Origin of the sequence: Streptomyces liliiviolaceus (genome assembly GCF_018070025.1) — a bacterium.
GTDB classification, from domain to species: domain Bacteria; phylum Actinomycetota; class Actinomycetes; order Streptomycetales; family Streptomycetaceae; genus Streptomyces; species Streptomyces liliiviolaceus.
In genome coordinates this window covers 1,971,064-1,990,667 of sequence record NZ_JAGPYQ010000001.1, presented here as the reverse complement: position 1 = coordinate 1,990,667, position 19,604 = coordinate 1,971,064, and the positions used below count along the sequence as shown (strand labels likewise).

At 66.2% G+C, this 19,604-nt stretch carries 14 protein-coding genes and 3 rRNA genes; 4 read left to right on the top strand and 13 right to left on the bottom strand.

Translation table 11 applies throughout. From position 1 onward, the window contains the following. Positions 1-59 precede the first annotated feature (59 nt). On the bottom strand, positions 60-326 hold the full coding sequence (locus tag J8N05_RS08735) for a glutaredoxin family protein (RefSeq protein ID WP_210881858.1): 267 nt from the start codon (positions 324-326) through the stop codon (positions 60-62). Positions 327-676: 350 nt separating this feature from the next. Between J8N05_RS08735 and J8N05_RS08730 the strand changes: the two genes are divergently transcribed. From J8N05_RS08730 to J8N05_RS08720, 3 genes are all read left to right on the top strand, one after another. Next, positions 677-1,609, top strand: coding sequence for an HAD family hydrolase (locus J8N05_RS08730; protein ID WP_210881857.1), 933 nt, complete (start codon positions 677-679; stop codon positions 1,607-1,609). A gap of 328 nt (positions 1,610-1,937) precedes the next feature. Next, the gene (locus tag J8N05_RS08725; RefSeq protein ID WP_107020822.1) at positions 1,938-2,714 is read left to right on the top strand and encodes an ECF subfamily RNA polymerase sigma factor, BldN family; all 777 of its coding nucleotides are present in this window, start codon (positions 1,938-1,940) and stop codon (positions 2,712-2,714) included. 315 nt (positions 2,715-3,029) lie between these two features. Then, positions 3,030-4,265, top strand: a complete 1,236-nt coding sequence (locus J8N05_RS08720; RefSeq protein ID WP_210881856.1) for a DUF5667 domain-containing protein — start codon at positions 3,030-3,032, stop codon at positions 4,263-4,265. A 90-nt stretch (positions 4,266-4,355) separates the two neighbouring features. Here J8N05_RS08720 and J8N05_RS08715 read toward each other — a convergent pair whose 3' ends face one another. The 11 genes from J8N05_RS08715 to J8N05_RS08665 all read right to left on the bottom strand — a co-directional run bounded on the left by J8N05_RS08715 (position 4,356) and on the right by J8N05_RS08665 (position 16,838). Further along, a complete protein-coding gene (locus J8N05_RS08715) occupies positions 4,356-5,441 on the bottom strand; it encodes a lysophospholipid acyltransferase family protein (RefSeq protein ID WP_210881855.1) in 1,086 nt (361 codons plus the stop codon). Positions 5,442-5,466: 25 nt separating this feature from the next. Further along, positions 5,467-6,528 carry an NAD-dependent epimerase/dehydratase family protein gene (locus J8N05_RS08710; RefSeq protein WP_210881854.1) on the bottom strand — a complete coding sequence of 354 codons (1,062 nt, stop codon included), beginning with the start codon at positions 6,526-6,528 and terminating at the stop codon, positions 5,467-5,469. Between the two features lie 339 nt (positions 6,529-6,867). Further along, the gene (locus J8N05_RS08705; protein ID WP_003948845.1) at positions 6,868-6,966 is read right to left on the bottom strand and encodes a 30S ribosomal protein bS22; all 99 of its coding nucleotides are present in this window, start codon (positions 6,964-6,966) and stop codon (positions 6,868-6,870) included. A 165-nt stretch (positions 6,967-7,131) separates the two neighbouring features. Continuing rightward, the gene (locus J8N05_RS08700; RefSeq protein ID WP_093781815.1) at positions 7,132-7,341 is read right to left on the bottom strand and encodes a helix-turn-helix domain-containing protein; all 210 of its coding nucleotides are present in this window, start codon (positions 7,339-7,341) and stop codon (positions 7,132-7,134) included. A gap of 129 nt (positions 7,342-7,470) precedes the next feature. Continuing rightward, positions 7,471-8,286, bottom strand: coding sequence for a phosphatase (locus J8N05_RS08695; protein ID WP_210881853.1), 816 nt, complete (start codon positions 8,284-8,286; stop codon positions 7,471-7,473). 202 nt (positions 8,287-8,488) lie between these two features. Further along, on the bottom strand, positions 8,489-9,661 hold the full coding sequence (locus tag J8N05_RS08690; protein ID WP_210881852.1) for an acetoin utilization protein AcuC: 1,173 nt from the start codon (positions 9,659-9,661) through the stop codon (positions 8,489-8,491). Further along, positions 9,612-10,850, bottom strand: a complete 1,239-nt coding sequence (locus J8N05_RS08685) for an MFS transporter (protein ID WP_210881851.1) — start codon at positions 10,848-10,850, stop codon at positions 9,612-9,614. Before J8N05_RS08685 ends, J8N05_RS08690 begins: the two co-directional genes overlap by 50 nt. Before the next feature lie 78 nt (positions 10,851-10,928). After that, on the bottom strand, positions 10,929-11,576 hold the full coding sequence (locus tag J8N05_RS08680) for an HAD family hydrolase (protein WP_210881850.1): 648 nt from the start codon (positions 11,574-11,576) through the stop codon (positions 10,929-10,931). A 94-nt stretch (positions 11,577-11,670) separates the two neighbouring features. After that, positions 11,671-11,787 (bottom strand): 5S ribosomal RNA (gene rrf, locus J8N05_RS08675). Positions 11,788-11,875: 88 nt separating this feature from the next. Further along, a 23S ribosomal RNA gene (locus J8N05_RS08670) occupies positions 11,876-14,999 on the bottom strand. A 313-nt stretch (positions 15,000-15,312) separates the two neighbouring features. Continuing rightward, positions 15,313-16,838, bottom strand: a 16S ribosomal RNA gene (locus J8N05_RS08665). The 16S, 23S and 5S rRNA genes sit together here, the layout of an rRNA operon. An 872-nt stretch (positions 16,839-17,710) precedes the next feature. Here J8N05_RS08665 and trpS point away from each other — a divergent pair. Further along, the gene (gene trpS, locus J8N05_RS08660) at positions 17,711-18,709 is read left to right on the top strand and encodes a tryptophan--tRNA ligase (RefSeq protein WP_210881849.1); all 999 of its coding nucleotides are present in this window, start codon (positions 17,711-17,713) and stop codon (positions 18,707-18,709) included. A gap of 65 nt (positions 18,710-18,774) precedes the next feature. Here trpS and proC read toward each other — a convergent pair whose 3' ends face one another. Further along, entirely contained in the window at positions 18,775-19,584 is an 810-nt protein-coding gene (proC, locus tag J8N05_RS08655; protein ID WP_210881848.1) for a pyrroline-5-carboxylate reductase, read from the bottom strand. Positions 19,585-19,604: the final 20 nt, after the last annotated feature.

Here is a 19,604-nt window from a genome sequence, read left to right as displayed (position 1 = left end):
CCCACCGGACTGCTCAGTCAGGCCACGGTCCGATTACTCCTGCGCCCCACCGGCCACGGCTACGCCTTGAGCGCCCGCCGCAGCCGTCCCTCGTCCACCCGCCAGAACGTGTGCTGCGCCCCGTCCACCAGCACCACCGGGATCTGCTCCCAGTACTCCCGGTGCAGTTCGGCGTCCTCGGTGATGTCCTTCTTCTCCCAGCGCACGCCGAGCTCACCGCAGACCTTCTCCACAACACCCTGTGCGTCTTCACACAAATGACAGCCGGGCTTCCCGATCAAGGTGACGACCCGCTCCGCCCGCCCACGCCCAAAAATAGACCTCATCCCCTCATTCTCCCGCGCGAAAGACTGTGCGTCGGCTGCGGGTGAGCGGGGGTTGCCCGCGCCCCCGGAAGGGGCGCGGGGAACTGCGCAGTCTTTTAGGGGCGCGGGGAACTGCGCACGTCCACACCAGTCGGGCCGCACACCTTCAGGCCCACGGCGACCGCGGACTCCCAGGGGCGCGGGGAACTGCGCGACAAGCCCCCACCGACCCGCACCCGACGAACACCCCCCGGCGAAGCAACAAGCGCGGCCCCCAAGGCCAAGCCCCGCAACAACAACGCCGCGAAGAGTTCACCGCATCCAAACCTCCCGACTCCAGCCGCACCGAACAAACTGGCTATGCTCACGCCATGGCCGCTCTCGGATGGCTCACCCCCCGTAGGCGCTCCGCGACAGCGCGAAGCGTGCTGGCAGGCGAGGCCTCGGCTGAGGCAGCGCGCAAGACCTCCCAGGAGTTGGAGGAACTCGCAGCCGCCCCAGGAACCGCCGAACCGGACTTCCCGGTCCACGGCGACGACCAGGCCGCCGCGTTCTTCGACCTGGACAACACCGTCATGCAGGGCGCCGCGATCTTCCACTTCGGCCGCGGCCTGTACAAGCGCAAGTTCTTCGAGTCCCGCGACCTCTACCGGTTCGCCTGGCAGCAGGCCTGGTTCCGGCTGGCAGGCGTCGAGGACCCCGAGCACATGCAGGACGCCCGCGACTCCGCCCTGTCCATCGTCAAGGGCCACCGCGTCGCCGAACTCATGTCGATCGGCGAGGAGATCTACGACGAGTACATGGCCGAGCGCATCTGGCCCGGCACCCGGGCACTGGCCCAGGCCCACCTGGACGCGGGCCAGAAGGTGTGGCTCGTCACGGCGGCCCCCGTCGAGATCGCCACGGTGATCGCCCGCCGCCTCGGCCTGACCGGCGCCCTCGGCACGGTCGCCGAATCGGTGGACGGCGTATACACCGGCAAGCTCGTCGGCGAACCCCTGCACGGCCCCGCGAAGGCGGAGGCGGTCCGCGCCCTGGCCACGGCGGAGGGCCTGGACCTCGGCCGCTGCGCCGCGTACAGCGACTCCCACAACGACATCCCGATGCTGTCGCTGGTCGGGCACCCCTACGCGATCAACCCGGACGCCAAGCTCCGCAAGCACGCCCGCACGCTCGACTGGCGGCTGCGCGACTACCGCACGGGCCGCAAGGCCGCGAAGGTCGGCATCCCCGCCGCCGCGGGGGTCGGCGCGGTCGCCGGCGGTACCGCCGCCGCCATCGCCCTGCACCGCCGCCGGCGCTAGAGCCCGCCGCCGCCAGGTCCTGTCCGGCCGTTCCCACGCAGCCGTGTCCCTCCGGGGCACGGCTGTCACGTTGACGGCACCCGGCCACAACACGCCCTGGACTCAGACGGAACGCGAACCCGATCGATCAACAACCGGTCACTATCCGGCACTTGCTCAGGCGTCATTCGGTTACAGAAGCGACGTAATCGATGATTTGAGCAACTGGGTGTAGCACTGCCTGTACGAAGCGTTATTCTCCTCAGACGCATAACGGACCCCACTCTTCGCTACGACGGGTGAACGGTCCTGCACTGCACGTGATGGAAGCTCTGCCTCTGGGAGTCCCGTGTACCCACACGTCGGGGTTGACGCCTCGGGCCTGGCTACGCTGCGCGCAACGGTCCTCGACCGCTTGCGCGGCTTCGTCCCCACCGCGTACGCCGTCCCCGCCCTCGCTGTCTCCGTCGCGCCCGTCGGCCCGTGCTACGCACTGGCCGAGGGAAGCGCGGCGGTCGGCAGACGAGGACGTTCGAGCGCGCCAGCCACCCCCGCACGCCGCCCGGCCGCAGACAGTGACAGCGCCCGGATGATGGATCTCGTGGAGCGCGCACAGGCCGGTGAGGCCGAGGCCTTCGGCCGGCTCTACGACCAGTACAGCGACACTGTGTATCGCTACATCTACTACCGCGTCGGCGGAAAGGCGACCGCGGAAGACCTGACGAGCGAGACGTTCCTGCGCGCACTGCGCCGCATCGGGACGTTCACCTGGCAGGGCCGTGACTTCGGCGCCTGGCTGGTCACCATCGCCCGCAACCTCGTCGCGGACCACTTCAAGTCGAGCCGTTTCCGGCTCGAAGTGACCACCGGCGAGATGCTCGACGCCAACGAGGTCGAGCGCTCCCCCGAGGACTCCGTCCTGGAGTCCCTCTCGAACGCGGCACTGCTGGACGCCGTTCGCCGCCTCAACCCCCAGCAGCAGGAGTGCGTGACCCTGCGGTTCCTCCAAGGCCTCTCGGTCGCCGAGACCGCCCGTGTCATGGGCAAGAACGAGGGCGCGATCAAGACCCTCCAGTACCGGGCGGTGCGCACGCTGGCACGGCTCCTCCCGGAAGACGCCCGCTGAGACCCCGTACCCCACAGGTTCGACGCCACGTGGCCGGCCCGCCGGACCGGCCCCGGCGCGACCCCGGTACGACCCCGTATGAATCCATACGCTCAGCGATGTCCAACTCACCCTCCGTGAAAGTCTGTTGACTTCGCGGTCCGATCATCCGTCGTCCGTAACCCAAGTGCCGAGCCGCTCGTTGTGCGGGATACAGGCTCCCTGTGGTCGCGCCCTGGCCGTCTTCGATCACTCGATCGAGTTGTCGTGGTCAGGGGGCGCGACCCTCAGGACCCCCTGGGGAGCCGACCGTCATGACGAGAGGAGGTGCCGCCAGTGATCGCGAACGTATCGGCGCACCGGCGGACGAACGCCTTCGCCCAGGCCCTGGAGGAGCACTCCGACAGGGATACGGCGGCCGAGCAGTCCGAAGGACCTGCTCCGGCTGTCGCGGACCGGTCCGAGCAGAGCCGGATGCTGTCCCTGGCGACCGGCCTCGGCGAGCTGCCCAAACCCCAGATGGACCCCGAGGTCAAGGTCGTCCAGAGGGCCCAGCTGGTGGCCGCCATGGAGGCCATGCTGCTGGAGGGCACGGCCGCGGGAGGCGATGCGACGGGCCTTCCGGTCCCCGAGCAGCGGTCCCATCGGGGCAGGGGCGCGCACAGGGCGACCGGTCTGGGGAAACTGCGGCCCCGTTCCCGGCTGTCGAAGGGGCTCGCCGCGGGCGGACTCACCGTGGGTGTGGCCGCCGGAGCCTTCAGCGGGGTCGCCGCTGCCAGCTCCGACGCCCTGCCCGGTGACTCGCTCTACGGGCTCAAGCGCGGAATGGAGGACCTCAAGCTGGGCATGGCCGACGGCAGCAGCGACCGCGGCGAGCTCTATCTCGACCAGGCCTCCACCCGGCTGAGCGAGGCGCGCCGCCTGATGGAGCGCGGCCGCTCGGGCCCCCTGGACCACGAGTCCCTGGGCGAGATCAGGCGCGCGCTGTTCGGTATGCAGCACGACGCCGGCGAGGGCCACCGTCTGCTGCACGAGGCCTACGAGCGGGATCCGGACTCCCTGGGCCCCATCCAGGCGCTCTCCGCCTTCTCGCAGTCGCACCGCGACGCCTGGGGCGCCCTGCGCGACCGGCTGCCCGTCCAGCTCGGCGACGTGAGCCGCCAGGTCAGCTCGGTCTTCGACGCCATAGACGAAGAGGTCGAGCCGCTGCGCGGGCTGCTCCCGCAGCCGCCCGCGCCGGAGGGCACCGGCCGCCACCGCGGCCCGAGTTCCGACTCCCCCGGCTCCTCGGGTTCGGACCGCTCGGTCCCGCCCAGCGCCTCGGGCGGCGACTCGTCCGACGGCACGGGTTCCGGGACGGGCAGCGGCAAGCCCAAGCCGTCCACGTCCAAGACGGAGGACGACGGCCTGCTCGGCGGCAACACCGGCGGCCTCCTCGACCCGCCGGAGGACGACACCAGCGCCTCCCCGTCAGGCAAGGACACTCCCGCCCCCGAGCCGGATGTGACCCTGCCGCCCCTCCTCCCGGGCCTGCTCCCGGGCCTGGGCATCGACAGCGAGGACGCGGACTAGATCCCGCCGGTACGCGGACGGGGGCGCCCCTTTCCACCAGGGGCGCCCCCGTCCGCGTACGCGCTCGCCGTCAGTCGCGGGAGCCGGCGGTCAGAAGAACACCGACCGGCGCTGCACCAGCAGCTTGTAGAGCGTGTGCTGGATCTGTTCCCTGACCTGGTCCGTCAGGTTGAACATCAGCATCGGGTCCTCGGCCGCCTCCGGCGGATAGCCGTCCGTGCGGATCGGCTCACCGAACTGGATCGTCCACTTGGTCGGCAGCGGCACCGCGCCCAGCGGACCGAGCCACGGGAACGTCGGCGTGATCGGGAAGTACGGGAACCCGAGCAGCCGCGCGAGGGTCTTCGCGTTGCCGATCATCGGGTAGATCTCCTCCGCGCCCACGATGGAGCACGGAATGATCGGCGTGCCCTGGCGCAGCGCCGTCGACACGAACCCGCCGCGGCCGAAGCGCTGCAGCTTGTAGCGCTCGCTGAACGGCTTGCCGATGCCCTTGAAGCCCTCCGGCATCACCCCGACCAGTTCGCCGCGCTGGAGCAGCCGTTCGGCGTCCTCCGCGCACGCGAGGGTGTGGCCGGCCTTGCGGGCCAGCTCGTTGACCACCGGCAGCATGAAGACCAGGTCGGCCGCGAGCAGCCGCAGGTGCCGGTTCTCGGGATGGTTGTCGTGGACGGCGACCTGCATCATCAGGCCGTCCAGCGGCAGCGTCCCGGAGTGGTTGGCGACGATCAGCGCCCCGCCCTCGGACGGGATGTTCTCGATGCCCTTCACCTCGACGCGGAAGTACTTCTCGTAGAGGGGCCGCACCATCGACATCAGGACCTGCTCGGTGAGCTCCTGGTCGTAACCGAAGTCGTCGACCTCGTAGTCACCGGTCAGGCGTCGTCGCAGGAACGACAGGCCGCCGGCGATCCGCCGCTCCCAGCCGTCGTCCTGCGGCTTGTCCACAGCGGCCGCCTCGGCCGCCGATCCGGCAGGCGATCCGGCAGCCGGTTCCTCACGTGTCACAGGAACATCATCCTGCGGAATCGTTCGTGCGGGCAGGGGCTGGACCTCGTGAACCGCCGCGGGCTCGCCCTTGCGCCTGCTCCCCGCGCCCCGGCGCCGCGCGGGCCGTTGTACGGCACTCCCGCGGGACCGGTCGTCGTCGAACGGAATGACCTTGGCGTCCGCCATCGTTGATGCGCTCCTCGGTTGGCGCTCAGTTGGCGCTCTGCGTCGGGGGGTGGCCACCGCCCAGTGCGGGCAGTGCGGCGAGCCGGTCGACGGCCCCCGCGAGGGCCTCGGGCGGCAGCAGTCCGGGGCCCCGGCTGCGGGCGAAGTCCGCGAACGTCTCGGCCGTCGTGAACTTCGGCCGGTATCCGAGCGTCTCGCGCAGCTGGTTCGTCGCCACGACCCGGCCATGGGTGAGCAGCCTCAGCTGCTCGGGCGAGAAGTCCGTCATGCCCACCGTACGCAGTGCCGAGCCCACCCAGCTGATCGCGGGCATCAACACGGGGACCGTGGGCCGGCCCAGCCTGCGCGCGCACTGCGAGAGCAGCAGGACGCCGTCGCCGGTGACGTTGAACGTGCCGCTGTTGAGCGTGCCCCGCTCCGGCTCGTGCGAGGCGATCCGCAGTACGTCGATCACGTCGTCCTCGTGCACGAACTGCAGCCGCGGGTCGTAGCCGAGGACGGTCGGCAGGACGGGCAGCGAGAAGTACGCGGCGAGCGGGGTGTCCGCACCCGGTCCGAGGATGTTCGCGAACCGCAGCACGCACACGGCGACGTCGGGCCGCCGCCGCGCGAACCCTCGTACGTACCCCTCGACCTCGACCGTGTCCTTCGCGAAGCCGCCGCTGGGCAGCGACTTGGGCGGGGTCGTCTCGGTGAAGACGGCCGGGTCGCGCGGCGCCGATCCATAGACGTTCGTACTCGACTTCACGACCAGCCGCTTGACCGTCGGCGACTTCTGGCAGGCACCGAGCAGCTGCATGGTGCCGATGACGTTGGTCTCCTTGACCGTGGCCCGGCTGCCGCTGCCCAGCGGGGTGCCCGTCACGTCCATGTGCACCACCGTGTCCACGGAGTGCTCGGCCAGCAGCCTGGCGATGGTGGGCTGCCTTATGTCGGCGCGTACGAAATCCGCTCCGCCCAGGTGGTGCTCGGGTGCGACCGCGTCCACGGCGACCACCCGGTCCACCTCGGGGTCACGCTGGATCCGTCGTACGAACCGGCCCCCCAGCTGACGGGCCACTCCGGTCACGAGCACGACCTTCCCCAAGATCAGCGCCTTCCTTCCAGCCGTCGACGACACCTGCTCGTACTCTGCCGTGTTCCCCGTGACGGTCACGTTAGCGGGTCGGTGTTGCGCTGTGATGACTGCCCGATGCACGAAGTGACCGCACCCGCGGACATACGATCAGACCAAGCCATCTGCCGCACGGAACGTACGCTCAGACATACGCACGGCGTTCGTACCACCGGACATCAAGGCCCCTGCCGGCCTGTCCGGCGGACACGACTGTGGCCCCCCACCGACCGGTGGGGGGCCACAGAGCGCACTGTCGCGGCATCGCCCACTCCCCGCTTGCGCGTGGTGGGCGACCGCCGCAGGTCGCGACTACTTCTTGTTGCGTCGCTGAACGCGAGTGCGCTTGAGCAGCTTGCGGTGCTTCTTCTTGGCCATCCGCTTACGCCGCTTCTTGATAACAGAGCCCACGACTACCCTCGCTCACTTCTCTTTACTCGTTGCTGGGCTGCATGGGCCCACACGACTTATGAGGGGCCAGCCTACCCGCCTGAGCGCCAGAGGTTGTAATCGAGGGGTTCCGGGCGAAATCCCGGGGACGCGATCAAGCACCCCGGGACCTCCCCCGGACCGCCGTCAGGCTGTCTCCACCCCCACGTAGGACTCGCGAAGGTACTCGTGAACCGCTTGCTCCGGGACGCGGAATGACCTCCCCACCCGGATCGCGGGCAGATGACCGCTGTGCACCAACCGGTACACGGTCATCTTCGACACTCGCATCACCGAGGCGACTTCCGCCACGGTAAGGAACTGAACCTCGTTCAGAGGCCTCTCGCCAGCAGCCATGACACACCTGAACCTTCCGCACTCGACGGTCGCCGGCTTCCCCTTCCGGTGACACTTCGTCGTTGCGTGCTCACTCCCCAGAGTAGGGGCGGGTGATGCGAGTGGGGAAGAGGAGCCCCCATCGGCGGCCTACTGTGACAGACACGCTCGATTGAGTACATAGCGAGTAAGCGGTCGGTAGTAATCAGACCGCACAGCGTCATCAAGTGGAACGACGACGGACACCCGCCCCTCTGCCTCGCCGACGAACAGCGCGGGATCATCGGTGTCACCCAGGCCGATGGCCTCGAACCCCAGCTGACCTGCCCCGCAGACCCACCCGTGGTCCCCCACCACGAGTTCGGGAAGCGGCCCGCCGGCCTCCGCGGCGGCCGTCAGGGCGGTGCGAACCGGCAGGGGGGAGTGGGTGTGCGCGCCGGTCTCGCGACCGGCGCCCCGCGCCCCGGGTTCCCGCACCAGCGCGACTCCTCGTACGTAGTCAAGGTTGTGCGTGCGTAGACCGAACCGGGTCGTTATGTCGACACAGCTGCCATGCGCGGGGGTGAGGACGGTACACCCGGCCGCCGACAGGGCGTCCGCGAGAGCGGCGTAGAAGCCGAGCAGGCGGTGCGGGTGTCCGGTGCCGAGCAGCACCGGGGAACGGTTCCGCGCGGCTTCCGCGAGCCGCTCCGCGAAGGCGTCGAGCGCCGCGAGCGTGCGATCAGGATCGATCACATCGGGCCCGGAGGTGTGCCGTGAATCTGCCGATACACCACACTTCTCCGCCATCAAAGCGATCAGATCGGACTGCTTCCAGTCCCGTTCAGGATCGAGTCCGATCGTCACCCGCGGATCCCGAGCGGCGAACAACCGATAACTCCGGAGACTCACTTCCCGCGAGGTCGCCACGGCCCCGGCCAGCCCCACGGCCAGCAGATGCGCCCGCAGCGCCCCGGAACTCACCACACCCCGATGCTCCCGCACACTCCACGGCTCCACGCCCAAAACTGCGTGAGCGCCGCACAGTTGGAGTAACGGTTCGGCCGGAGGGGCTATCCACTCAGCCCGTCCGGCGTTTGAGGACGAGCGCGCAGCGCGATACGGGGGCGAGGGGCGCAGCCCCATGCGTGGACGGGAACGGGTAGGGGCGGCGGGGGCGAAAAAGGCCCTAGGCCAACAACCCCCGCAAGGGAAACGCCGCCCGCCGAGCGGCCAACACGGCCTGATCCAACCGATCCGCGGGGTCGTACCCCGCCTCCCACCCCACGAACGACACGGGCCACCGCCCATCAGTCATCCGCACGGGCCCCAACTGCCGCGTACGAGCGAACACCTCAGCCCGCCAACTCTCAGGAATGACGGACTCCGGCACCACCTCCCGCCCCGCAGCGATGCCAACGAGATGCGTCCAGGACCGCGGCACCACATCCACCACCGCATACCCACCCCCACCGAGCGCGACCCACCGCCCCTCGGCGTACTCGTGCGCCAGCTCATGGCACGCCACCTGCACAGCCCGCTGCGCGTCCAGCGACACGGCCAGATGCGCGAGCGGGTCCTCGAAGTGCGTATCGGCCCCGTGCTGAGTGACGAGCACCTGCGGCCGGAAGTCGGCGATCAGCTCCGGTACGACGGAGTGGAAGGCCCGCAGCCACCCCGCGTCCCCGGTCCCCGCCGGCAGCGCCACGTTCACGGCGGAGCCCTCCGCCCCCGCGGCCCCGGTCTCCTCGGGCCACCCGGTCTGCGGGAACAGCGTGCGCGGATGCTCGTGCAGCGACACGGTCAGGACCCGCGGGTCCTCCCAGAACGCGGCCTGCACACCATCACCGTGGTGCACGTCCACATCCACGTACGCGACCCGCTCGGCCCCCAGCTCCAGCAGCCGGGCGATGGCCAGGGCGGCATCGTTGTAGATGCAGAACCCGGACGCGCCGCCCGGCATCGCGTGGTGCAGCCCGCCCGCGAAGTTCACCGCGTGCAGCGCGTCGCCCCGCCACACCGCCTCGGCCGCGCCCACCGACTGCCCCGCGATCAGGGCGGACACCTCGTGCATTCCCGCGAAGGCGGGATCGTCCGTGGTCCCGAGCCCGTACGCCGCGTCGGCCGACCGGGGATCCACGGAGGCGGCCTTGACCGCCTCCACGTAGTCCTCTCGGTGCACCAGCCGCAGGGTGGAGTCACCGGCGGGCTTGGCCGCGACGACATCCACCTCCCGGTCGAGCCCGAAGGCGTCGACCAGGCGCCGGGTCAGCGCCAGCCGGACCGGATCCATCGGATGATCCGGACCGAAGTCATAGCCCGTTACTGCCTCGTCCCACATCAGCTGTGCGCGGCCGCTCATGCCCGTCACCGTATCGGGAAGGTCCGGAAGCGAACGACTGGGCGTAGAACAGTGTGACGAGCACCAACGCCATCGGTACGAGCATCGCGCCCCGATAGCTCCACGCATCGCCCAGAGCGCCCACCAGCGGCGAACCGATCAGGAACCCCACATAGTTGAAGATGTTCAGTCGCGCGACGGCCACGTCCGCGGCCCCGGGGAACAGCCTGCCCGCCGCCGCGAAGGTCTGCGGCACGATCACACACAGTCCGAACCCGACAAGAGTGAAGCCGAGCATGCCGACCCAGGCGCCCGGCGCCACCGCCACGACCCCGAAGCCGGCCGCCGCGACGACCGCCCCGACCCGCACGACCGCCACGGCCCCGAACCGCCGCACCCCGAAGTCCCCCACGGCCCGCCCGAGCAGTGTGGTGACCATATAGACGTTGTACGGAACGGTCGCCAGCTGCTCCGAGCTGCCGAGCACGTCCTGCAGGTACTTGGCACTCCAGTTGGAGACGGTCGAGTCGCCGATGTACGCGATGGCCATGACCAGACACAGCGGCAGCAGCAGCTTGAACCCCACACCCGCGCCACCAGCCCCGCTGGCCCCACCGGCCACGTCCGACGCCTGGGCGTCCTCCTTGGGCCCGCTCCCGTCGACGTACCAGCGGCTCCCGACGAGCGCGGCGGGCAGCAGCACCAGCACGACGGGCAGATACGACACGGCCAACGCCAGGTCCCAGTGCGCCCCCGCCCAGGCGAGCGAGGCGCCGACGATCCCGCCGAGGCTGTACGCGGCGTGGAATCCGAGCATGATGCTGCGCCCGTAGGTGTGCTGGAGGCTCACCCCGAGCATGTTCATGGACGCGTCGAGGGCTCCGACGGCGAGCCCGAACGCGGCGAGCGCCAGCCCCAGCTGCCACAACCCGTCGCCGGCCCCGACCCCCAGCAGCGCGAGCAGCACGACCGGCTGCGACCACCGCAGTACGTGACTCGGCGGCACCCGCTTCACCAGGTGCTCGGTGCAGACGCTCCCGACACCGGCGAGGATCGGTACGGCGGCGAGGAAAGCGGGCAGCAGCCCGTCGGACACGTCGTACCGGTCCTGGATCGCCGGGATACGCGTCACGAGGAGCGCAAAGGCGACGCCCTGGGCGAAGAAGCTGAACGCCAAGGAAGCCCGGCCACGCCGCAGCACATCTGTCATGGCGGCTCAGCGTAGGGCTCAGGCTTACTCGTGGGTAGAGAAACCAGAAGATGAATTCTGCTCACCTTCGACCGTGGGTCAGCTCTGGAGGAGTCCCAGGAGCTCGCTCATCTCTCCGAAGAGCCGGTCGGCGTCCGCCAGCCGCTCGGCCGGCGTCATCGCCGTGAAGCCGTACACGTCCATGCCGGCCGCGCGGGCCGCCTGCACCCCGAGCGGACTGTCCTCCACGACAAGGCACTTGTCAGGGGCCACTCCCATCCGCTCGGCCGCGTACAGGAACAGGTCCGGCGCGGGCTTGCCTCGCCCGACGTCCTGGGAACTGAAGACGCGCTCGTCGCCGAACCACCGGTCGAGCCCGGTCTTCCGGTGCCCGACCCTGATCCGCTCATGGCTCCCGGACGACGCCACACAGTACGGAACCCCGTCCGCGGCCAGCTTCTCCACGACTTCCACGGCCCCCGGCACCGGCTCCAGCTCCCGCTCGAAGGCGGCGAACACCCGCCCGTGGAAGACGTCGTCGAAGTCCTCGGGCAACCGCTCCCCGGTCCGCTCCTCGACCAGGTCGTGTACGCGGTGCATGGCGGCCCCCATGTAGTCGCGCAGGGAGTCCTCGTACGAGGTGGGGTGCCCGAGTTCGGTCAGATAGGCGGCCAGCAGGGTGTTGGAGAGGGGCTCGCTGTCCACGAGGACGCCGTCGTTGTCGAAGATCACCAGGTCATAGCGCATACCTACAGACCCTAAGCGTCTCTGAAAGCACCGGAACTCCCCGGAACGCAGAAAAGCCCCCGCACCGAAGTGCGGGGGCTTTTCCGTAATATTTGTTCGGCGGCGTCCTACTCTCCCACAGGGTCCCCCCTGCAGTACCATCGGCGCTGTAAGGCTTAGCTTCCGGGTTCGGAATGTAACCGGGCGTTTCCCTCACGCTATGACCACCGAAACACTATGAAACTGACAAACCGGAGCCGTGACCATGGCTACAACGGTTGTTCGTGGTTTCAGAACCAACACAGTGGACGCGAGCAACTGAGGACAAGCCCTCGGCCTATTAGTACCGGTCAGCTCCACCCCTTACAGGGCTTCCACATCCGGCCTATCAACCCAGTCGTCTACTGGGAGCCTTAACCAATCAAGTTGGTGGGAGTCCTCATCTCGAAGCAGGCTTCCCGCTTAGATGCTTTCAGCGGTTATCCCTCCCGAACGTAGCCAACCAGCCATGCCCTTGGCAGGACAACTGGCACACCAGAGGTTCGTCCGTCCCGGTCCTCTCGTACTAGGGACAGCCCTTCTCAAGACTCCTACGCGCACAGCGGATAGGGACCGAACTGTCTCACGACGTTCTAAACCCAGCTCGCGTACCGCTTTAATGGGCGAACAGCCCAACCCTTGGGACCGACTCCAGCCCCAGGATGCGACGAGCCGACATCGAGGTGCCAAACCATCCCGTCGATATGGACTCTTGGGGAAGATCAGCCTGTTATCCCCGGGGTACCTTTTATCCGTTGAGCGACGGCGCTTCCACAAGCCACCGCCGGATCACTAGTCCCGACTTTCGTCCCTGCTCGACCCGTCGGTCTCACAGTCAAGCTCCCTTGTGCACTTACACTCAACACCTGATTGCCAACCAGGCTGAGGGAACCTTTGGGCGCCTCCGTTACTCTTTAGGAGGCAACCGCCCCAGTTAAACTACCCATCAGACACTGTCCCTGATCCGGATCACGGACCCAGGTTAGACATCCAGCACGACCAGACTGGTATTTCAACGACGACTCCACCCGAGCTGGCGCTCAAGCTTCACAGTCTCCCAGCTATCCTACACAAGCCGAACCGAACACCAATATCAAACTATAGTAAAGGTCCCGGGGTCTTTCCGTCCTGCTGCGCGAAACGAGCATCTTTACTCGTAGTGCAATTTCACCGGGCCTATGGTTGAGACAGTCGAGAAGTCGTTACGCCATTCGTGCAGGTCGGAACTTACCCGACAAGGAATTTCGCTACCTTAGGATGGTTATAGTTACCACCGCCGTTTACTGGCGCTTAAGTTCTCAGCTTCGCCAGACCGAAATCTGACTAACCGGTCCCCTTAACGTTCCAGCACCGGGCAGGCGTCAGTCCGTATACATCGCCTTACGGCTTCGCACGGACCTGTGTTTTTAGTAAACAGTCGCTTCTCGCTGGTCTCTGCGGCCACCCCCAGCTCAAGCAGCAAGTGCTATCACCGGTGATGGCCCCCCTTCTCCCGAAGTTACGGGGGCATTTTGCCGAGTTCCTTAACCATAGTTCACCCGAACGCCTCGGTATTCTCTACCTGACCACCTGAGTCGGTTTAGGGTACGGGCCGCCATGAAACTCGCTAGAGGCTTTTCTCGACAGCATAGGATCATCCACTTCACCACAATCGGCTCGGCATCAGGTCTCACCCTTAATGTTGTGCGGATTTACCTACACAACGGGCTACACCCTTACCCCGGGACAACCACCGCCCGGGCTGGACTACCTTCCTGCGTCACCCCATCACTCACCTACTACAGGTCTGGTCCGTCGGCTCCACCACTTTCCATTCCCCGAAGGGTCCGGAACGGCTTCACGGACTTAGCATCGCCTGGTTCGATGTTTGACGCTTCACAGCGGGTACCGGAATATCAACCGGTTATCCATCGACTACGCCTGTCGGCCTCGCCTTAGGTCCCGACTTACCCTGGGCAGATCAGCTTGACCCAGGAACCCTTAGTCAATCGGCGCACACGTTTCTCACGTGTGTATCGCTACTCATGCCTGCATTCTCACTCGTGAACCGTCCACCACTGCCTTCCGGCGCGGCTTCACCCGGCACACGACGCTCCCCTACCCATCCCAGCCCCCGTTGGGGGTACATGCTGGAATGACACGACTTCGGCGGTACGCTTGAGCCCCGCTACATTGTCGGCGCGGAATCACTAGACCAGTGAGCTATTACGCACTCTTTCAAGGGTGGCTGCTTCTAAGCCAACCTCCTGGTTGTCTGTGCGACTCCACATCCTTTCCCACTTAGCGTACGCTTAGGGGCCTTAGTCGATGCTCTGGGCTGTTTCCCTCTCGACCATGGAGCTTATCCCCCACAGTCTCACTGCCGCGCTCTCACTTACCGGCATTCGGAGTTTGGCTAAGGTCAGTAACCCGGTAGGGCCCATCGCCTATCCAGTGCTCTACCTCCGGCAAGAAACACACGACGCTGCACCTAAATGCATTTCGGGGAGAACCAGCTATCACGGAGTTTGATTGGCCTTTCACCCCTAACCACAGGTCATCCCCCAGGTTTTCAACCCTGGTGGGTTCGGTCCTCCACGACCTCTTACAGCCGCTTCAACCTGCCCATGGCTAGATCACTCCGCTTCGGGTCTTGAGCGCGCTACTATACCGCCCTATTCGGACTCGCTTTCGCTACGGCTTCCCCACACGGGTTAACCTCGCAACACACCGCAAACTCGCAGGCTCATTCTTCAAAAGGCACGCAGTCACGACTGTATGTGCAAGCACATACAGCGACGCTCCCACGGCTTGTAGGCACACGGTTTCAGGTACTATTTCACTCCGCTCCCGCGGTACTTTTCACCATTCCCTCACGGTACTATCCGCTATCGGTCACCAGGGAATATTTAGGCTTAGCGGGTGGTCCCGCCAGATTCACACGGGATTTCTCGGGCCCCGTGCTACTTGGGTGTCTCTCAAACGAGCCGTTGATGTTTCGACTACGGGGGTCTTACCCTCTACGCCGGACCTTTCGCATGTCCTTCGCCTACACCAACGGTTTCTGACTCGTCTCACAGCCGGCAGACTGTGAAAGAGAGATCCCACAACCCCGCATGCGCAACCCCTGCCGGGTCTCACACACATACGGTTTGGCCTCATCCGGTTTCGCTCGCCACTACTCCCGGAATCACGGTTGTTTTCTCTTCCTGCGGGTACTGAGATGTTTCACTTCCCCGCGTTCCCTCCACACACCCTATGTGTTCAGATGTGGGTGACAGCCCATGACGACTGCCGGGTTTCCCCATTCGGAAACCCCCGGATCAAAGCCTGGTTGACGGCTCCCCGGGGACTATCGTGGCCTCCCACGTCCTTCATCGGTTCCTGGTACCAAGGCATCCACCGTGCGCCCTTAAAAACTTGGCCACAGATGCTCGCGTCCACTGTGCAGTTCTCAAACAACGACCAACCACCCGTCACACACCACTCACGCGATGCTTCACCGGGGCCGGCACTGAAGGCGACCTTGACGGCCGTACCCTCAGACACCCAACAGCGTGCCCGACACCCTCGCCCCTAAGGTCTGCTTTCCACGCCCCGAAGGACAGTACTTGCAGCCTGTAGAAGGCCGAGTGTGCCGAATAATCAACGTTCCACCCTTGAGCAACCACCGTCGAACGTGTGCCGACGTAATGGCCCTGGACCACCAAGCAAGCTTGGCGGCCTAGATGCTCCTTAGAAAGGAGGTGATCCAGCCGCACCTTCCGGTACGGCTACCTTGTTACGACTTCGTCCCAATCGCCAGTCCCACCTTCGACAGCTCCCTCCCACAAGGGGTTGGGCCACCGGCTTCGGGTGTTACCGACTTTCGTGACGTGACGGGCGGTGTGTACAAGGCCCGGGAACGTATTCACCGCAGCAATGCTGATCTGCGATTACTAGCAACTCCGACTTCATGGGGTCGAGTTGCAGACCCCAATCCGAACTGAGACAGGCTTTTTGAGATTCGCTCCACCTTGCGGTATCGCAGCTCATTGTACCTGCCATTGTAGCACGTGTGCAGCCCAAGACATAAGGGGCATGATGACTTGACGTCGTCCCCACCTTCCTCCGAGTTGACCCCGGCAGTCTCCTGTGAGTCCCCATCACCCCGAAGGGCATGCTGGCAACACAGAACAAGGGTTGCGCTCGTTGCGGGACTTAACCCAACATCTCACGACACGAGCTGACGACAGCCATGCACCACCTGTCACCCGACCACAAGGGGGGCACCATCTCTGATGCTTTCCGGGCGATGTCAAGCCTTGGTAAGGTTCTTCGCGTTGCGTCGAATTAAGCCACATGCTCCGCTGCTTGTGCGGGCCCCCGTCAATTCCTTTGAGTTTTAGCCTTGCGGCCGTACTCCCCAGGCGGGGAACTTAATGCGTTAGCTGCGGCACCGACGACGTGGAATGTCGCCAACACCTAGTTCCCACCGTTTACGGCGTGGACTACCAGGGTATCTAATCCTGTTCGCTCCCCACGCTTTCGCTCCTCAGCGTCAGTAATGGCCCAGAGATCCGCCTTCGCCACCGGTGTTCCTCCTGATATCTGCGCATTTCACCGCTACACCAGGAATTCCGATCTCCCCTACCACACTCTAGTCTGCCCGTATCGAATGCAGACCCGGGGTTAAGCCCCGGGCTTTCACATCCGACGCGACAGACCGCCTACGAGCTCTTTACGCCCAATAATTCCGGACAACGCTTGCGCCCTACGTATTACCGCGGCTGCTGGCACGTAGTTAGCCGGCGCTTCTTCTGCAGGTACCGTCACTTTCGCTTCTTCCCTGCTGAAAGAGGTTTACAACCCGAAGGCCGTCATCCCTCACGCGGCGTCGCTGCATCAGGCTTTCGCCCATTGTGCAATATTCCCCACTGCTGCCTCCCGTAGGAGTCTGGGCCGTGTCTCAGTCCCAGTGTGGCCGGTCGCCCTCTCAGGCCGGCTACCCGTCGTCGCCTTGGTGAGCCACTACCTCACCAACAAGCTGATAGGCCGCGGGCTCATCCTTCACCGCCGGAGCTTTCAACCCCCACAGATGCCTGTAGGAGTGTCATCCGGTATTAGACCCCGTTTCCAGGGCTTGTCCCAGAGTGAAGGGCAGATTGCCCACGTGTTACTCACCCGTTCGCCACTAATCCCCACCGAAGTGGTTCATCGTTCGACTTGCATGTGTTAAGCACGCCGCCAGCGTTCGTCCTGAGCCAGGATCAAACTCTCCGTGAATGTTTTCCCGTAATCGGGACCACATCATGAGAGCGGAACCACCGGAGGAATAATCCGGATAGTTCACTGCATCCTCGCTGATGCGCCTACCGTGCTTGCGCCCGGCAGGACTTTTTCAAAGGAACCTCCACCCACCACCATGCGGTGATGGACGGGGTATCAACATATCTGGCGTTGATTTTTGGCACGCTGTTGAGTTCTCAAGGAACGGACGCTTCCTTTGTACTCACCCTCTCGGGCTTTCCTCCGGGCGCTTCCCTTCGGTTTTGCTGTGTTCTTGTCTCGCTGTCTTGCGTTTCCGACTCTATCAGACCGTTTCCGGTTCCGATTTCCTCGGTGCTTTCCAGGTTTTCGCTTTCGCGTTTCCCTTTCCGGCGAGTCCGACTCTACCAGACCCTTTCAGGCCCGATTCCCAGTCGAAGTGGGGGTTGTCTTCCCGGCTGTTGGGCCGTTCCGACGAGTGAGACTTTAGCGGAATCCCGGCCCCCGAGCTAATCGGGGTTGCACTCTCTCGAACGCGGATTCCTCATTTCGCAAACACGCATGAAAACGAGCCGACGACGGATCGTCGATCGCTGTGTGCTTGTTGCGGAATGGCTGTCCGGGGACCAACCGAAGTCGGCGCTCACGTCGGACAACTCGGAGAACACTACGGAGCGGGCGGGGGCGTGTCAACTCGGGTACGGGCGCCACCCCTGGGGCGTACCCTCGGTGTCATGACTACGCACGCGTGCACCCAGCTGTGGTGGGCCGCCTGACGGCGGCCGTACCTACGCGTGTACTCAACGGCCGCCTCCTCGGCGGCCGTTTTTGCATCTCCTCCCTGGAGCGCCGGCCGGCGGTGGTGGCGGCCTCGATCAGGAGGTAGCGGGATGAAGCGGGTCTTCAGCGGGATCAAGCCGACCGGGCATCTGACGTTGGGCAACTACCTGGGGGCGATGCGGCGCTGGAACACGGTCGACCAGCACGAGGCCGACGCCTTGTTCTGTGTCGTCGACCTGCACGCGCTGACCGTGGACCACGATCCCGGGCGGGTGCGCAGGCTGAGTCGGCAGGCGGCCACCCTGCTCCTGGCCGCGGGGCTCGATCCCCAGTTGTGCACCGTCTTCGTACAGAGTCATGTGGATGAGCACGCGCGGCTGTCGTATCTGCTGGAGTGCGTGGCCACGGACGGCGAGATGCGTCGGATGATCCAGTACAAGGAGAAGGCGGCGGCCGAGCGGGCGCGGGGCGGGAGTGTGCGGCTGTCGCTGCTCACGTATCCGGTGCTAATGGCGGCGGACATCCTGGCGTACGGGACCGACGAGGTGCCGGTGGGGGACGACCAGACCCAGCACGTGGAGCTGACGCGGGATGTCGCGGTGCGGTTCAACCAGCGGTACGGGCGGACGTTCGTGGTGCCGCGGACCACGCATCCGGAGGTGGCGGCCCGGGTCATGAACCTGCAGGACCCCACGTCGAAGATGGGGAAGTCCGACGATGTGGGGCCGGGAGTCGTCTATCTGCTCGACGAGCCCGAGGCCGTGCGGAAGAAGATCATGCGGGCCGTGACGGACAGCGGGAGCGAGGTCGTCCACGACCGGGAGGCCCGGCCCGGGGTCTCGAATCTGCTGGAGATCCTCGCGGCCTGTGAAGGTGGGAACCCGAAGGACCTGGCCGGTGTATATGAGACGTACGGATCTTTGAAGAAGGACACCGCCGAGGCCGTGGTCGAGCTCCTCAGGCCCGTACAGCAGAAGCACAAGGAGTTGTGCGCCGATCCTGCGTACGTGGAAGGGGTGTTGCGAGAGGGTGCCGAGAAGGCCAGGGAGATGGCGCGGCCGAGGGTGGACGCGGCGTACCGGGCGATCGGGCTGCTGCCTGCCGGGTGACCAGTGGCGTGGTGAGGAGCGGGGGCCGGTGGTGGGCCGGCCCCGGGGCTCCTGCGCGGGCGTGGCTAGCTGTTGCCTGAGGCCAGTGCGCGGCTGCGATCGCGGGCTGCTTCGAGGGCGGCGATGAGGGCGGCCCGTACGCCGTGGTTCTCCAGTTCGCGGATGGCGTTGATCGTGGTGCCCGCGGGGGACGTGACGTTCTCGCGGAGTTTCACGGGGTGCTCGCCGCTGTCGCGGAGCATCACGGCGGCGCCGATCGCGGACTGGACGATGAGGTCGTGCGCCTTGTCGCGGGGCAGGCCGAGCAGGATGCCGGCGTCGGTCATGGCCTCGACCAGGTAGAAGAAGTACGCCGGGCCGGAGCCGGAGAGAGCGGTGCAGGCGTCCTGTTGGGACTCGGGGACGCGCAGCGTCTTGCCGACGGCGCCGAAGATCTCCTCGGCGTGCGCGAGGTGGGCGGCCGTGGCGTGGCTGCCGGCGGAGATGACGGACATGGCCTCGTCGACGAGGGCGGGGGTGTTCGTCATGACACGGACGACGGGGGTGCGCTGGGCCAGGCGCTCCTCGAAGAAGGAGGTGGGGATGCCCGCGGCGCCGCTGATGACGAGGCGGTCGGCGGGGACGTGCGGGGCGAGTTCGTCGAGGAGGGTGCCCATGTCCTGGGGCTTGACCGTGAGGATCAGCGTGTCCGCCGTCTTGGCGGCCTCCTGGTTGGTGACCGGGGTGACGCCGTGGCGTTCCTGGAGTTCCTGGGCGCGCTCGGGGCGGCGGGCCGTGACCAGGAGGTCGGCGGGGGCCCAGCCGGCTCGGATCATTCCGCTGAGCAGGGCCTCGCCGATCTTGCCGGTGCCGAGCACTGCGACTTTCTGAGTCATGTTCGGTTGCCCTCCGGGGG

What these genes read in the sequence shown, in the direction of transcription:
- J8N05_RS08735 (WP_210881858.1), bottom strand. Translation starts at nt 326, where the DNA reads ATGAGGTCTATTTTTGGGCGTGGGCGGGCGGAGCGGGTCGTCACCTTG.
- J8N05_RS08730 (WP_210881857.1), top strand. Translation starts at nt 677, where the DNA reads ATGGCCGCTCTCGGATGGCTCACCCCCCGTAGGCGCTCCGCGACAGCG.
- J8N05_RS08715 (WP_210881855.1), bottom strand. Translation starts at nt 5,441, where the DNA reads ATGGCGGACGCCAAGGTCATTCCGTTCGACGACGACCGGTCCCGCGGG.
- J8N05_RS08700 (WP_093781815.1), bottom strand. Translation starts at nt 7,341, where the DNA reads ATGGCTGCTGGCGAGAGGCCTCTGAACGAGGTTCAGTTCCTTACCGTG.
- J8N05_RS08690 (WP_210881852.1), bottom strand. Translation starts at nt 9,661, where the DNA reads ATGAGCGGCCGCGCACAGCTGATGTGGGACGAGGCAGTAACGGGCTAT.
- J8N05_RS08685 (WP_210881851.1), bottom strand. Translation starts at nt 10,850, where the DNA reads ATGACAGATGTGCTGCGGCGTGGCCGGGCTTCCTTGGCGTTCAGCTTC.
- J8N05_RS08680 (WP_210881850.1), bottom strand. Translation starts at nt 11,576, where the DNA reads ATGCGCTATGACCTGGTGATCTTCGACAACGACGGCGTCCTCGTGGAC.
- trpS (WP_210881849.1), top strand. Translation starts at nt 17,711, where the DNA reads ATGAAGCGGGTCTTCAGCGGGATCAAGCCGACCGGGCATCTGACGTTG.
- proC (WP_210881848.1), bottom strand. Translation starts at nt 19,584, where the DNA reads ATGACTCAGAAAGTCGCAGTGCTCGGCACCGGCAAGATCGGCGAGGCC.